13 protein-coding genes are annotated in these 12,443 nt (G+C 63.6%); 11 read left to right on the top strand and 2 right to left on the bottom strand.

Annotated elements, in window-relative coordinates:
• The 6 genes from ACZ0AV_RS15460 to modC all read left to right on the top strand — a co-directional run bounded on the left by ACZ0AV_RS15460 (nt 1) and on the right by modC (nt 6,064).
• Nucleotides 1–882 carry an ABC transporter permease gene (locus tag ACZ0AV_RS15460; RefSeq protein WP_499151841.1) on the top strand — a complete coding sequence of 294 codons (882 nt, stop codon included), beginning with the start codon at nt 1–3 and terminating at the stop codon, nt 880–882.
• A 42-nt stretch (nt 883–924) separates the two neighbouring features.
• Nucleotides 925–1,869, top strand: a complete 945-nt coding sequence (locus tag ACZ0AV_RS15455) for a choline ABC transporter substrate-binding protein (RefSeq protein WP_499151840.1) — start codon at nt 925–927, stop codon at nt 1,867–1,869.
• 268 nt (nt 1,870–2,137) lie between these two features.
• A complete protein-coding gene (locus tag ACZ0AV_RS15450) occupies nt 2,138–2,998 on the top strand; it encodes a glycine betaine ABC transporter substrate-binding protein (protein ID WP_499151839.1) in 861 nt (286 codons plus the stop codon).
• Nucleotides 2,999–3,222: 224 nt separating this feature from the next.
• Complete coding sequence (gene modA, locus ACZ0AV_RS15445; RefSeq protein ID WP_499151838.1) at nt 3,223–3,981, top strand: molybdate ABC transporter substrate-binding protein; 759 nt, start codon at nt 3,223–3,225, stop codon at nt 3,979–3,981.
• Nucleotides 3,982–4,289: 308 nt separating this feature from the next.
• Complete coding sequence (modB, locus tag ACZ0AV_RS15440; protein WP_499151837.1) at nt 4,290–4,973, top strand: molybdate ABC transporter permease subunit; 684 nt, start codon at nt 4,290–4,292, stop codon at nt 4,971–4,973.
• A complete protein-coding gene (gene modC, locus ACZ0AV_RS15435) occupies nt 4,970–6,064 on the top strand; it encodes a molybdenum ABC transporter ATP-binding protein (protein ID WP_499151836.1) in 1,095 nt (364 codons plus the stop codon). Before modB ends, modC begins: the two co-directional genes overlap by 4 nt.
• A gap of 242 nt (nt 6,065–6,306) precedes the next feature.
• Here the strand turns inward: modC and ACZ0AV_RS15430 are convergent, their stop codons facing one another.
• Together ACZ0AV_RS15430 and ACZ0AV_RS15425 are read right to left on the bottom strand one after the other, a co-directional pair.
• A complete protein-coding gene (locus ACZ0AV_RS15430) occupies nt 6,307–7,257 on the bottom strand; it encodes a sigma 54-interacting transcriptional regulator (RefSeq protein WP_499151835.1) in 951 nt (316 codons plus the stop codon).
• A gap of 99 nt (nt 7,258–7,356) precedes the next feature.
• Nucleotides 7,357–7,938: an alpha/beta hydrolase gene (locus ACZ0AV_RS15425; protein WP_499151834.1), complete on the bottom strand. Its 582-nt coding sequence runs from the start codon at nt 7,936–7,938 to the stop codon at nt 7,357–7,359.
• Between the two features lie 252 nt (nt 7,939–8,190).
• Between ACZ0AV_RS15425 and oscA the strand changes: the two genes are divergently transcribed.
• The 5 genes from oscA (at nt 8,191) to ACZ0AV_RS15400 (ending at nt 12,335) form a co-directional block, all read left to right on the top strand.
• Nucleotides 8,191–8,373: a sulfur starvation response protein OscA gene (gene oscA / locus ACZ0AV_RS15420; protein WP_499151833.1), complete on the top strand. Its 183-nt coding sequence runs from the start codon at nt 8,191–8,193 to the stop codon at nt 8,371–8,373.
• Between the two features lie 150 nt (nt 8,374–8,523).
• The gene (locus ACZ0AV_RS15415) at nt 8,524–9,525 is read left to right on the top strand and encodes a sulfate ABC transporter substrate-binding protein (RefSeq protein ID WP_499151832.1); all 1,002 of its coding nucleotides are present in this window, start codon (nt 8,524–8,526) and stop codon (nt 9,523–9,525) included.
• A 74-nt stretch (nt 9,526–9,599) separates the two neighbouring features.
• A complete protein-coding gene (gene cysT, locus ACZ0AV_RS15410) occupies nt 9,600–10,412 on the top strand; it encodes a sulfate ABC transporter permease subunit CysT (protein ID WP_499151831.1) in 813 nt (270 codons plus the stop codon).
• Between the two features lie 10 nt (nt 10,413–10,422).
• Nucleotides 10,423–11,283, top strand: a complete 861-nt coding sequence (cysW, locus tag ACZ0AV_RS15405) for a sulfate ABC transporter permease subunit CysW (RefSeq protein ID WP_499151830.1) — start codon at nt 10,423–10,425, stop codon at nt 11,281–11,283.
• Nucleotides 11,284–11,342: 59 nt separating this feature from the next.
• Nucleotides 11,343–12,335, top strand: a complete 993-nt coding sequence (locus tag ACZ0AV_RS15400; protein WP_499151829.1) for a sulfate/molybdate ABC transporter ATP-binding protein — start codon at nt 11,343–11,345, stop codon at nt 12,333–12,335.
• The last annotated feature ends 108 nt before the right edge of the window (nt 12,336–12,443 follow it).

The raw sequence follows: 12,443 nt of genomic DNA, 5'->3' as shown, positions 1-12,443 counted from the left end.
ATGAGCGAGAAACTGGATCTGGGCAGTTGGGTCAACGACTCGGTACAACACCTGCTGGATAACTACAGCGGCGCCTTCGACAGCATCGGCAGCGTGGTCAGTGGCTTTTCCGAGGGCATCGAGGCGGTGCTCATGCTGCCCCCGGCCTGGCTGCTGATCGCCATCTTCGTTGCCTTGGGGCTGTGGCGCATCGGCTTGCGCTTCGCCGTGTTCACCGCCGTTGCCTTCGTGCTGATCGTCATGACCGGCTTCTGGGAGCAGACCGTGGTCACCCTGGGCCTGACTTTCTCGGCCACCCTGATCAGCCTGCTGATGGGCATCCCCCTGGGTATCTGGGCCGCCAAGAGCGAGCGCGTCTCGACCATCATCCGGCCGATCCTGGACTTCATGCAGACCATGCCGGCGTTCGTCTACCTGATCCCCGCCGCCATGCTGTTCGGCCTCGGCCGGGTGCCCGGCATCATCGCCACGGTGATCTTCGCCATGCCGCCGGCGGTGCGCCTGACCAGCCTGGGCATTCGCCAGGTCAACAAGGAAATCGTCGAGGCCGGCCAGTCGTTCGGCTGCAACAGCCGTCAGTTGCTGTTCAAGGTGCAACTGCCCAACGCGATGCCGTCGATCATGGCGGGCGTCAACCAGACCATCATGATGGCCCTGTCGATGGTGATCATCGCCTCGATGGTCGGCGCCGGCGGCCTGGGCAACGACGTACTGGCCAGTATCCAGCGCCTGGACATCGGCCTGGGCTTCGAAAGCGGCATGGCCGTGGTGCTGCTGGCGATCATCCTCGACCGCATCACCGAAAGCTTCGGTACGCCGCAGACGGCAGCGAACCGTGCCGGCTGGCTGAATTGGCTGAGCGCGCGACTGCAACGCCAGTAAGCAGCATACTCAGCAGCCTTTCGACCAAACAAGGATTCGCGGATGAACAACTTCAAGAAGGTGGCAGGGCTCGGTCTGCTTTCCTGCGTGCTGGCGCAGAGCGCCTGGGCGCAGGAGCCGGCGAGCTGCAAGCAGGTACGTTTCGCCGAGATCGGCTGGGCCGACATCGCCGCCACCACCGGCGTGGCCATGACCCTCACCGAAGGCCTCGGCTACACGCCGCGCAAGACCATGGCCTCGGTGCCGATCGCCTTCACTGGCGTGAAGAACAAGCAGATCGACGTGTTCCTCGGTTACTGGGCGCCCTCGATGGATTCGGTGATCGAGCCGTTCACCAAGGACAACAGCGTCAAGGTGCTGCCCAAGGCCAACCTCGAAGGGGCCAAGTACACCCTGGCGGTGCCCACCTACGCGGCTGAAGCGGGCCTCAAGAGCTTCCAGGACATCGCCAAGTTCAAGGATAAGCTGGGCGGCAAGATCTACGGCATCGAACCGGGCAACGACGGCAACCTGCTGATCGACGGGATGATCAAAGGCGACACCTTCGATCTCGGCGATTTCAAGATGATCGAGTCCAGCGAGGCCGGCATGCTGGTGCAGGTGCAACGCGCCATCCGCAAGAAAGAGCCGGTGGTCTTCCTGGGCTGGGCACCGCACCCGATGAACACCCAGTACGACATCACCTACCTGTCCGGTGGCGACGATGTGTTCGGCCCGGATTACGGCGCCGCCAAGGTCTACACCGTGGTGCCCGCCGACTACGAGGAACGCTGCGCCAACGTCGGCAAACTGCTCAACAACCTGCAGTTCAACGTCGAGATGGAAAGCCAGCTGATGGAAAAAGTGCTGGAGAAGCAGGATCCAGCCGATGTGGCTAAAGAGTGGATCAAGGCCAACCCACAGGTACTCGACACCTGGCTCGACGGTGTCACCACCTTCGACGGCCAGGATGGCGTGGCCGCCGTGAAAAAATTCGTCGGGCTGTAACAGGCCGTTTTCACTCCGGCGGCGGCAACGCAGCTGGTTTTTGATGACCTGTTAAGTCCCGCACCGACCGCGATCCGGTTGCCAGCAACCGGATCGGGTATCGACAGGTGGCGCTGCACGCGCTGCCTGCCAGCGGGGAGGCACGCCTCCCATGCGCCCGGTGCAGGCAGGACCAACACCCTGCCCAGCACAGCTGGTGCCGCAAGGCCCGCGATCAGAACGAGCCAGTATACCAACCGAACTGCCACTCACTGACGGAGCAAGACCTATGCAAAGATTCAAACGCCTCTGCCTGCAGAGCCTCGGCGTCGCCGCCGTGGCGATGGGCATGTCCAGCGCCATGGCAGCCGACAAGCCCGCCCTGAAGATCGGCTACGTGAATGGCTGGGACGACAGTGTCGCCGTCACCCATGTGGCCGGTGAAATCCTCAAGACCAAGCTCGGTTACGACGTGACCCTGCAACCAGTGGAGCCGGCGATCATGTGGCAGGGCGTCGCCCGCGGTGATCTCGACGCCACCCTCTCCGCCTGGCTGCCGGCCACCCACGGCGAGTACTTCGAAAAGCTCAAGGACAAGGTCACCGTGCTCGGCACCAACTACAACGGCGCCAAGATCGGCCTGATCGTGCCCGACTACGTGGAAGCCAAGACCATCGCCGACCTGGAGAAATACGCCAAGGACTTCGACGGCAAGATCACCGGTATCGACGCTGGCGCCGGGGTGATGCGCCGCACCGAAGATGCCATCAAGGAATACGACCTCAAGAGCATCCGCCTGATGCCGAGCTCAGGCCCGGCCATGACCACCGCTCTGACCCGCGCCGAGAAATCCCAGAAGCCGATCGTGGTGACTGGCTGGATTCCGCACTGGATGTTCGCGCAATGGAAGCTGCGCTTCCTGGAAGACCCGAAGAACGTCTTTGGTGAAGCCGAGCGCGTGGACACCGTGGCCAACCCGGGCCTGGAGGCCAAGGCGCCGGAAGCGGCCGCCTTCCTCAAGAAGATCTCCTGGAGCGCCGAGGAAGTGGGCGCGGTGATGCTGTCCATTCGCGATGGCGTCAAGCCGGACGAAGCGGCCAAGCAGTGGATCGCCAAGAACCCGGACCGCGTCGCCGAGTGGCTGAAATAAGCCACCGTTAACCACCGCGTCTCGAATGCCAGTCAGGTGATCTGACTGGCATTTTTTATGGCCACACAAAAAGGCTGGCGCCGCAAAGTGTCCGTCTTCTTCATGCTGCCTGAGCAGTGCATGCCACGCGCGTTAGCGGTTTCACTTCCCTACCGCCGTATATTTTTGTATATAGCGTTATCGCATGTGGCCGTGTTCGCGGCTAGTACCCACAGGAGTCGCCCATGGTCACCCGCCTCGCTCGGCAGCTTTTCATCGTCTGCGCTGCCCTGGCTGTCGCCGGTAACGCGTTTGCCGGCCAGGTGCAGGTCGCCGTCGCGGCTAACTTCACCGCGCCGATGAAGGCCATCGCCGCCGCGTTCGAAGAAGACACCGGCCACAGCCTGCAGGCGTCCTACGGGGCTACCGGGCAGTTTTATGCACAGATACGCAATGGCGCGCCCTTCGAAGTCTTTCTTTCCGCCGACGACGGCACGCCCGCCAAGCTCGAGGCGCAAGGCCAGGCCGTGAGCGGTTCACGCTTCACCTACGCCATTGGCAAGCTGGTGCTGTGGTCGCCAAAACCGGGCGTTGTCGATGACAACGGCGCCGTACTCGAGCACGGAGATTTCAAGCACCTGGCCATTGCCAACCCGAAGGCTGCGCCCTACGGCCTGGCTGCGACCCAGACGCTAGAAAAACTGGGCCTGAGCGAACGCCTCAAAGGCCGGATAGTCGAAGGCCAGAACATCACCCAGGCGCTGCAGTTCGTTGCCACCGGCAATGCGGAACTGGGCTTTGTCGCCCTCTCCCAGGTCTACAAGGACGGGCGGATCACCAGTGGTTCGGCCTGGGTAGTGCCCGAAACGATGTACCAGCCGATCCGCCAGGATGCGCTGATCCTCAACAAAGGCGCAGGCAATCCCGCGGCCACGGCGCTGGTCGATTACCTGAAAGGCCCGAAAGCCGCCGCAATCATCAAGGCCTACGGCTACGAGCTTTAAATGGCCTGTTAACGACCTTGCGAGCGGATGCAAAGGGTCAGGCTGCTAAAAGGCGAGAGCAGACGTAGGGTAGATGACGCTCTTTTCATCCACCATTGCGATCAGTGGACGGATCGGGCCGCGTAGGTGAGGCGTCGTCCACCCTACGACTGTGGGAGCGGGCCGTGCCCGCGAATAATCACGGGCATGGCCCGTTCCCACAATGAATCACCGAACGGCTGCTTCCGCCTTTGAAATGCCGGCGCGTAAGTTGGAAGATCAGCAGCCGGCGCTGGCGGTTTTTTCACCCACACCTGAAAGGCCACTGCATGCCCCTGGGCCCCAATGACTTCGCCGCCATTCTCCTCACCCTGGAGCTGGCCACCCTGACCACCCTGCTGTTGCTGCTGGTCGGTACGCCCATTGCCTGGTGGCTGGCCCGCACCGACTCCTGGCTGAAACGCCCGATTGGCGCCATCGTCGCCCTGCCGCTGGTGCTGCCACCGACGGTGATCGGCTTTTACCTGCTGATCAGCATGGGGCCCAACGGTTTCTTCGGCCAACTGACCCAGAGCCTTGGCCTGGGCACCCTGACGTTCACTTTTGCCGGGCTACTGATCGGCTCGGTGTTCTATTCCCTGCCGTTCGTGGTGCAGCCGCTGCAGAACGCCTTCGAAGCCATGGGCCGCGCGCCGCTGGAAGCCGCTGCCACGCTGCGGGCCGGGCCCTGGGACAGCTTCTTCAGCGTGGTGCTGCCATTGGCCCGGCCGGGTTTTGTCACGGCGGCGATTCTCGGCTTTGCCCATACCGTCGGCGAATTCGGGGTGGTGCTGATGATCGGCGGCAATATTCCCGGCAAGACCCAGGTGGCCTCGGTGCAGATCTACAACCATGTGGAAACCATGGAGTACGCCCAAGCCCATTGGCTGGCGGGCGGCATGGTGGCGTTCTCCTTTCTGGTGCTATTGGCGCTCTATTCCAGCGGCCGGCGTGGCCAGAGGGCCTGGACATGAGCGGCCCGCAGATCCACGCCCGCTTCAGCCTGGTGCACCCCGGCTTCGCCCTGGAGGTCGACCTGCAGTTGCCCGGCCGCGGGGTCAGTGCACTGTTCGGCCATTCCGGCTCCGGCAAGACCACCCTGCTGCGCTGCGTCGCCGGCCTGGAGCGCCCGGCCAGCGGGGCGCTGCAGGTCAACGGTGAAACCTGGCAGGACAGCGCACGGGGCATCTGGCTGCCGGCCCACCGGAGGCCGGTCGGCTACGTGTTCCAGGAAGCCAACCTGTTCCCCCACCTGTCGGTGCGGCGCAACCTCGAGTTCGGCTTCAAGCGCATCGCCAAGGCCGAGCGCCGCGTACCCTTCGAGCAGGCGGTCGAGTTGCTCGGCATCGAGCACCTGCTCGACCGCCTGCCGGATCGCCTGTCCGGCGGTGAGCGCCAGCGCGTCGGCATGGCCCGCGCCCTGCTCACCAGCCCGCGCCTGCTGCTGATGGATGAGCCCCTGGCGGCGCTGGACCTCAAGCGCAAGGGCGACGTGTTGCCGTACCTGGAGCGCCTGCATGACGAGCTGGATATCCCGATCCTCTACGTCAGCCACGCGCCGGACGAAGTGGCGCGCCTCGCCGACCACCTGGTGGTGCTCGACGAAGGCAGGGTCATCGCCAGCGGGCCGCTCCAGGAAACGCTGTTGCGCAGCGACCTGCCATTCATCTTCGAAGACGATGCCGAGGCCGTGATCGAAGGCCGCGTGGAGCGTCATGATGCGCAGTACGGCCTGCTCGACATGCACCTGGCCGGCAGCAGCGCCTGCCTGCGAGTGGCTCACGCGGCATTGCCGAGCGGGCGCCAGGTACGCATCAAGATCAAGGCCCGCGACGTCAGCCTGAGCCTGCAGCAAGCCCGTGACAGCAGCGTGCTCAACCTGCTGCCGGCCACGGTCGAGCGCTGGTTCGAGCTGCCAAACCCGGCGCACCGCCTGGTCGAACTGCAGCTCGGCGAGCAACGCATCATCGCGCGCATCACCCGGTATTCGTTCGACCAGTTGGATATCCATATGGGGCAGCCGCTGTGGGCGCAGGTCAAATCGGTGTCGCTGCTGGCGTCATAGGCGCAACGGGCCCAGTAATGCAAATGGCTACGAGGGGGCGAAAGCGGCCTTTCGGTGATTCATTGTGGGAACGGGCCATGCCCGTGATTATTCGCGGGCACGGCCCGCTCCCACAGTCGTAGGGTTGACGACGCCTCACCTACGCGGCCCGACCCGTCCACCGATCGCAATGGTGGATGAAAAGAGCGTCATCCACCCTACGGCCGCTTCCGCTTTTGACCACCCGCTCACACAGTGTCGTATCAGGAGGCCGCCAGCACCGGCGCCCTTGCCTCAGCACGCCGCAGCAATTCGCGAAGCGCGGCGAGCTGGGCGGCGTCGCCGTCATCGATCAATTGCTCGAGGGCGTGCTCAATACGTTTCAACGGCGCTGCTGCTGGCAAGTTGAGGTGCTGCACGTCGATGCCGCCGTCACTGCAGACCAGCAGTGCGAAGTGCACCACGTTCTCCAGTTCACGGGTATTGCCCGGCCAATCGTGCCGTTCGAGCACCGCCTGGGCAGCCAGGCTGATGCCCGGCAACGGCAGGCGCAGGCGCTGGGCGTAGATGCCCAGAAAATACTCGGCCAGCGGCAGCACGTCACCGACCCGCTCGCGCAGGGGCGGCAGCTCGAGGTGCCCGTCACTCAGGTAATGGGCCAGTCGTTCGTCGAACTTGCCGGCCTCCACCGCCTGCCGCAGGTCGATACTGGTGGCGGCCACCAGGCGTACGTCCACCGGGGTTGGCGCCGATGCGCCCACACGCAAGGCCTCGCCGGTTTCCAACACGCTGAGCAACTGCGCCTGCAAGGCCAGCGGCAAGTCGGCGATCTCGTCCAGGTAGAGGGTGCCGCCATTGGCCGAGCCGAGCCAACCGGCCCGGCTGCTAACCGCGCCCTGGTGGGCACCCGCCACATGGCCGAACAACTCGGCCTCGGCATGGCCGACGCTCAGGCTGCTGCAACTGAGCGCCGCGAACAGCCCTGGCCGCTCGCTGGCACGGTGGATGTGACGCGCCAGCAATTCCTTGCCGGTACCGGTTTCCCCCTGAATCAGGATCGGTACCGGCACGCCTGCCAGGCGCTCCACCCGGTCGCGCAACTGGCGCGTACGCGGGTCGATGAACACCAGCGCCTTGGCACGAATGCTCAAGGGGCTCCTGTCTGCATCGGGAAAGATCAGCAGTGACGGGGCGCCAGCCGGTAGCGTACTCATAAAGGATTACCTCAGTGGTCGGGCCGCGGGCGGCCGGTGATTGGCAGTGGCGGCTGCGTCACCGCCCTGAGGCGACACGTGCCGGTACGCCAGCGGCTGTCAGGCACGCCGGCGCATCTGCTGCTCGATACGGCCCTGCAGGCGGAACAGGTACGCGAAGCCCTGCTCCCAGCGCTGGTGCCCGGACTTCACGTTGATATGCCCGGCGCCACTGAGAATGGCGGCTTCGCTGCCCCAGTCACGGGCCATTTCGATAACCCGCGCCGAACTGGCCGCCGAGTCATTGTCGGAGCCCACCAACTGGCTGGGAAAAGGCAGTAGATGGCGGGGAACCGGTGCGAAATTACGCAGTGCCTCCGGGCAGTTGGGGCGCTGCACATCGGCAGGCGCCACCAGCAGCGCGCCCTGTACACGGCGCAAGGAAGCCACCGGCGCCTGAGTCGCCCAATGCGCCACCGTGATGCAACCCAGGCTGTGGGCGATCAGTATCGCTGGGCGCGGATCGGCGCCTATCTGCCGCTCCAGAGCGGCGACCCAATCCTCGCGGCGCGGAGTCAGCCAGTCCAGCTGCTCGACCCGCGTGCTATTAGGCAGGCTGCGCTGCCAGTGGCTTTGCCAGTGGTCGTCGGCCGAGCCCTGCCAGCCCGGCACGATGAGGTATCGAATGGCTTCACTGCGCATGACGGCGCCCTCCTGAATCTGCATGGCCTGCAGTGTAGAGCGCCGACGAGTAAACCAAAAAGAATAAGTAGATATTTGTTTATTCATTTAAAGAATATAAAGGATGCGGCGGCGCTTGCTCTGCATATATAAAAAAAGAATAACAATGTTATTAAACAGTATTTTTAAGAATATTCAGGAGCCCCTAGTATCCGCTCCACGCCCCGCCGCCGACAGCCGTCGCACCACCTTTCGAGGGCAAGGAGCCACACCATGACCGCCACCCTTCGCAATCTGGAAGGCCAGGACGATGCCGCCATCCTGCGCGAGATCCAAAACGCCCTGAACGGCCTGAAATTCGGCTCGGTGGAAATCACCGTGCACAACGGCCAAGTGGTGCAGATCGAGCGCAAGGAAAAATTCCGCCTGCAGCCATCCGGCAGCAAGAACGCCTGATCCGCTCTCGCCAACTCGACCACGGGCCACCCAGCATGAATGTTTATCGCCACTGCCGATGTACCCCACGAATGCGGGCCTGGAGCCCCATCGAATAACGATCACGCCAAACACGCACAGCACCGTATTCCGTATCGAGGAGCACCACCCATGTCCATTCGCCGTTTCGCAATCGCCGCGCTCGCCAGTGCCCTGGTCGCCGGTCCGGTTTCCGCCCAGACCCTGCTCAACGTGTCCTACGACCCGACCCGTGAGCTGTATGTCGATTTCAACAAGGCTTTCAACAAGCACTGGCAGGAACAGGGCAACGAAGCCCTGACCATCCAGCAATCTCACGGTGGCTCGGGCAAGCAGGCACGTGCGGTGATCGACGGCCTGCAGGCCGACGTGGTGACCCTGGCGCTGTCCGGTGATATCGACGCGATCAACCTGAACCAGCCGCTGATCGACAAGGACTGGCAGAAACGCCTGGCCGACAACAGCACGCCGTACACCTCGACCATCGTGTTTCTAGTGCGCAAGGGCAACCCGAAAGGCATCAAGGACTGGGACGACCTGGTCAAGGATGGCGTGGAGATCATTACCCCGAACCCGAAAACCTCGGGCGGCGCACGCTGGAACTTCCTGGCTGCCTGGGCCTTTGCCAAGAAGAAGTACGGCAGCGACGAGAAAGCCCTGGAATACGTGACCGAGCTGTACCGCCACGCGCCGGTGCTCGACACCGGTGCCCGCGGCGCGACCATCAGCTTCGTCCAGCGTGGCCTGGGTGACGTGCTGCTGGCCTGGGAGAACGAGGCCTACCTGTCGCTCGCCGAAGAAGGCGGCGATGGACTGGAAATCATCACCCCATCGCTGTCCATCCTCGCCGAGCCGCCGGTGGCCGTGGTCGACAGGAACGTCGACCGCAAAGGCACCCGCAAAGCCGCCGAAGCCTACCTGCAATACCTGTACAGCGAAGAAGGCCAGCGCATCGCCGCGAAGCACTTCTACCGCCCGCGTAACGCCGAAGTGGCTGCCGAGTTCAAGGAGCAATTCAAGAGCCTGGAACTGGTCACCATCGACAAGGACTTCGGTGGCTGGGCCTCCGCACAGCCCAAGTACTTCGACGACGGCGGCGTGTTCGACGAAATCTTCAACAAGATCAATCAGTAATCGCTGATCAGCCCGCCCGCCCCTCCTCGGGAGGTGGCGGGCCAATGCGCTGGACCTGATCAAAAGGACTTCCCATGTCTCGTCGAACCTCCTCGGTCATACCCGGCTTCGGGCTGACTCTTGGCTACACCCTGACCTACCTTGCGCTGATCGTGCTGATCCCGCTGGGTGGCATGCTGCTGTTTTCCATGCAGCTGTCCGCCGAGCAGTGGTGGAACCTGATCACCAATCGCCAGGTGCTGTTCTCCCTCAAGCTTTCCTTTGGCACCGCCCTGGCCGCGGCGCTGCTCAACGGCATCCTCGGCACCGTCATCGCCTGGGTGCTGGTGCGCTACACCTTTCCGGGCCGGCGAATCATCGATGCCATGGTCGACATGCCGTTCGCGCTGCCTACGGCCGTGGCCGGCATCGCCCTGACCGCGCTGTATGCGCCCAATGGCATGATCGGCTCGCTGTTTCCGTTCAAGATCGCCTACACGCCGCTGGGCATCACCCTGGCTCTGGTATTCGTCACCTTGCCGTTCGTGGTGCGCACTCTGCAGCCAGTCCTGGCCGACATCCCCAAGGAAGTCGAAGAAGCCGCCGCCTGCCTGGGCGCCAAGCCGCGACAGGTGTTCTGGCACGTGCTGCTGCCCAGCCTGCTGCCCGCCTGGCTGACCGGCTTCGCCCTGGCATTCGCCCGTGGCGTGGGCGAGTACGGCTCGGTGGTGTTCATTGCCGGCAACATTCCGCTGAGGACCGAGATCCTGCCGCTGCTGATCGTCTCCAAACTGGACCAGTACGACTACCCGGGCGCTACAGCCATCGGCGTGATCATGCTGGTGGTCTCGTTCATCCTGCTGCTGCTGATCAACATCCTGCAGCGCCGCATCCAGCCGCAACTCTGAGGAGCCCGTCATGAGCCTTGCAACCCTTGGCAAGAACACGGCCCGCCCGGTTCGCCGCTCCCCCGGCGCCATCGCCCTGATCGTCGTCGCATGGGCGGTGTTCGCGGTGATCCTGTTGCTGCCGCTGTACATCGTCGTCACCCAGGGCCTGAGCCGTGGCCTGACGTTTTTCTGGGAGGCGATCCGCGAGCCGGACGCCATTTCCGCGCTCAAGCTGACCCTGCTGGCCACCGCCATTTCCGTACCGCTGAACCTGGTATTCGGTGTCGCGGCAGCCTGGGCGGTGACCAAGTTCGAGTTCCGCGGCAAGAGCGTGCTGGTCACCCTGATCGACATGCCGTTCTCGGTGTCGCCGGTGGTCGCCGGCCTGATCTACGTGCTGCTGTTCGGTGCGCAGGGCAAGCTGGCGCCCTACCTGCAGGAACACAACCTGCAGATCATCTACGCGGTGCCGGGCATCGTGCTGGCGACCATATTCGTCACCTTTCCCTTCGTCGCGCGCGAGCTGATCCCGCTGATGGAGGAACAGGGCACCACCGAAGAAGAGGCCGCACGCCTGCTTGGCGCCAATGGCTGGCAGATGTTCTGGCATGTCACGCTGCCTAACGTAAAATGGGCGCTGGTCTATGGCGTGGTGCTGTGCACTGCGCGGGCGATGGGCGAGTTCGGTGCGGTATCGGTGGTTTCCGGGCACATCCGCGGTTACACCAACACGCTGCCGCTGCATATCGAGATTCTCTACAACGAATACAACATGGTCGCCGCGTTCAGCGTGGCCATCCTGTTGCTGGTCATGGCGTTGTTCGTGTTGCTGCTGCGCCAATGGAGCGAGGCGCGCCTGAGCCGCCAGCTCAAGGCGAACGACGATTGAACCCTTTTGCCGGCGCCGCGCCCCTGCGCGAACCGGCCATACAAAAACAGGTAGACACCATGAGTATCGAAGTCAGCGGCATCAACAAGCGCTTTGGCCAGTTCAAGGCGCTCAACGACATCAACCTGAACATCAACAGCGGCGAGCTGGTGGCCCTGCTTGGCCCGTCCGGCTGCGGCAAGACCACCCTGCTGCGCATCATCGCCGGGCTGGAAGTGCCGGATACCGGCAGCATCGTATTTCACGGCGAAGACGTTTCCGACCACGACGTGCGCGATCGCAAGGTCGGCTTCGTGTTCCAGCACTACGCGCTGTTCCGCCACATGAGCGTGTTCGACAACGTCGCCTTTGGCCTGCGCATGAAGCCCAAGGGCGAAAGACCCAACGAGAACACCATCAAGAAAAAGGTCCATGACCTCCTGGACCTGGTGCAGCTCGACTGGCTGGCCGACCGCTACCCGGAGCAGCTCTCCGGCGGCCAGCGCCAGCGTATCGCCCTGGCCCGCGCTCTGGCGGTGGAGCCCAAGGTGCTGCTGCTCGACGAACCTTTCGGCGCTCTCGACGCCAAGGTGCGCAAGGAGCTGCGCCGCTGGCTGGCGCGCCTGCACGAAGAAGTGCACCTGACCAGCGTGTTCGTGACCCACGACCAGGAAGAGGCCATGGAAGTAGCGGACCGCATCGTGGTGATGAACAAGGGCGTGGTCGAGCAGATCGGCTCGCCGGCCGAAGTCTACGAAAAACCGTCCAGCGACTTCGTCTACCACTTCCTTGGCGATGCCAACCGCCTGTATGTCGGTGACGACCACCATGTGCTGTTCCGCCCTCATGAAGTGCACCTGTCCACCGAAGCCGAGGAAGGCCACCAGGCCGGTGAAGTGCGTGATATCCGCCTGCTCGGCGCCATCACCCGCATCACCCTGAAGGTGCAAGGCCAGGACGAGCTGATCGAGGCCGAAGTGGCCAAGGATCACCTGAGCCTGGACAACCTGAGCCGCGGTGCCACGCTGTATTTCAAGCCCAAGGGCGGCAAGCCGGTGAGCACCGCGAGCTGAGCGATCAGCGGAGCTGATGCATTGCGGCGTTGGTAGACGTGTTGCACTGTCGCGGCGCGGGACAAAAACAGCGTTGTCCGCCCGACGGCTGAAAGTCGCTCCTTGCGC

The organism is Pseudomonas sp. AC532 (assembly GCF_979258965.1).
The sequence above is the reverse complement of the archived record's forward strand: the minus strand, read 5'-3'. Positions and strand labels throughout refer to the sequence as shown.

What these genes read in the sequence shown, in the direction of transcription:
- ACZ0AV_RS15460 (WP_499151841.1), top strand. Translation starts at nt 1, where the DNA reads ATGAGCGAGAAACTGGATCTGGGCAGTTGGGTCAACGACTCGGTACAA.
- ACZ0AV_RS15455 (WP_499151840.1), top strand. Translation starts at nt 925, where the DNA reads ATGAACAACTTCAAGAAGGTGGCAGGGCTCGGTCTGCTTTCCTGCGTG.
- ACZ0AV_RS15450 (WP_499151839.1), top strand. Translation starts at nt 2,138, where the DNA reads ATGCAAAGATTCAAACGCCTCTGCCTGCAGAGCCTCGGCGTCGCCGCC.
- modA (WP_499151838.1), top strand. Translation starts at nt 3,223, where the DNA reads ATGGTCACCCGCCTCGCTCGGCAGCTTTTCATCGTCTGCGCTGCCCTG.
- modB (WP_499151837.1), top strand. Translation starts at nt 4,290, where the DNA reads ATGCCCCTGGGCCCCAATGACTTCGCCGCCATTCTCCTCACCCTGGAG.
- modC (WP_499151836.1), top strand. Translation starts at nt 4,970, where the DNA reads ATGAGCGGCCCGCAGATCCACGCCCGCTTCAGCCTGGTGCACCCCGGC.
- ACZ0AV_RS15430 (WP_499151835.1), bottom strand. Translation starts at nt 7,257, where the DNA reads ATGAGTACGCTACCGGCTGGCGCCCCGTCACTGCTGATCTTTCCCGAT.
- ACZ0AV_RS15425 (WP_499151834.1), bottom strand. Translation starts at nt 7,938, where the DNA reads ATGCGCAGTGAAGCCATTCGATACCTCATCGTGCCGGGCTGGCAGGGC.
- oscA (WP_499151833.1), top strand. Translation starts at nt 8,191, where the DNA reads ATGACCGCCACCCTTCGCAATCTGGAAGGCCAGGACGATGCCGCCATC.
- ACZ0AV_RS15415 (WP_499151832.1), top strand. Translation starts at nt 8,524, where the DNA reads ATGTCCATTCGCCGTTTCGCAATCGCCGCGCTCGCCAGTGCCCTGGTC.
- cysT (WP_499151831.1), top strand. Translation starts at nt 9,600, where the DNA reads ATGTCTCGTCGAACCTCCTCGGTCATACCCGGCTTCGGGCTGACTCTT.
- cysW (WP_499151830.1), top strand. Translation starts at nt 10,423, where the DNA reads ATGAGCCTTGCAACCCTTGGCAAGAACACGGCCCGCCCGGTTCGCCGC.
- ACZ0AV_RS15400 (WP_499151829.1), top strand. Translation starts at nt 11,343, where the DNA reads ATGAGTATCGAAGTCAGCGGCATCAACAAGCGCTTTGGCCAGTTCAAG.